The sequence below is a fragment of the Acinetobacter sp. AS5 genome, from assembly GCF_048957595.1.
In the GTDB taxonomy this organism is placed as follows: Bacteria; Pseudomonadota; Gammaproteobacteria; order Pseudomonadales; family Moraxellaceae; genus Acinetobacter.
In genome coordinates, this window is record NZ_JARDAL010000140.1 from 1 (window position 1) to 1,072 (window position 1,072).

Annotated in this window: 1 protein-coding gene; it reads left to right on the forward strand. The window is 27.4% G+C overall.

Going from position 1 to position 1,072, the window contains the following annotated elements:
* Positions 1-234 precede the first annotated feature (234 nt).
* The gene (locus PV763_RS17625; protein WP_420938295.1) at positions 235-1,011 is read left to right on the forward strand and encodes an integrase; all 777 of its coding nucleotides are present in this window, start codon (positions 235-237) and stop codon (positions 1,009-1,011) included.
* The last annotated feature ends 61 nt before the right edge of the window (positions 1,012-1,072 follow it).

Genomic DNA, 1,072 nt, shown 5'->3' on the forward strand with positions numbered 1-1,072 from the left:
GTCCATGGTGATAAAAACCATCATAAACCAGACATTTTTATTGGTGAGAATATAGACACTTTAAATGGGTTCTAACAATAGTATTTCGTATAATGTATATTATGTTAAATCATGAGTACCTAACATTTACTTCATATTTATACTTCTTCTACCTAATATCAATAACTTATAGAAATAAAATTCCTAATCAAAAATATGATATGTTGACCTAAATTTTAGTTCATGAAGTTCACTATGTTTGAAGTCAAAAGTATCCAGTTAGAACAAAAGATATCTAATGAGAATGAAATCAAATTATTATTTAATACTGAGTCGACATTCCCATGCTTATTCCCATTATTGTTTAGCTTGAGAGTGATACGGTTTCAAAGCTTATCTACGCAATATTCTGATTTGATGGCACTAAAAGACTGGTATATATTTTGGTATAAAAAATACTCTATTTCCTTCTGCGAATTTTTCTATTCTTCAAATTATAATTTTGAACTTACTTATGAAGAAATTGATAATTTTATCATTTACCTCGAAAATAATAATGACTTAAGCGATGTCACATACTTAGGAGGAAATCGTAAAGTAAGTTATATAAATATTAGCAACAAAATCCGCTCTTTTTTGAAATTTTATACTTTTCTTATGGATGACTATCTGACTGTAAGGAAACACCCTCATCTAGATAGAAAAGAAATAGAAAAAATTAAATCAAATATTCAAAAACATATCCAGATTAAGAAAAAGATTATTAAGAAATCCACTAAAACCATACATGGTGAAAAAAAGTATCTGTTTAAAAGTATGACAAATGAAATGGTTAAAGTTCTTTATGAAACTATATCACCTAGCAGTTCTAACAATACTAATGCTTTTAATCCATTTAAAAATAGACCAACTCAATTTAGGAATTTCCTAATCATTCACTTAATGCTCAATTATGGACTTCGAGTTGGTGAGCTGATGTTGTTGACCGTAAATTCGATTAAAAAGTCTGTATTGAATAGACTTCCTTCATAAATCATTTTTCAATCAATTTAATTGTTTATCTTTCACCCAATCTAAATTGTATATGCCAGCA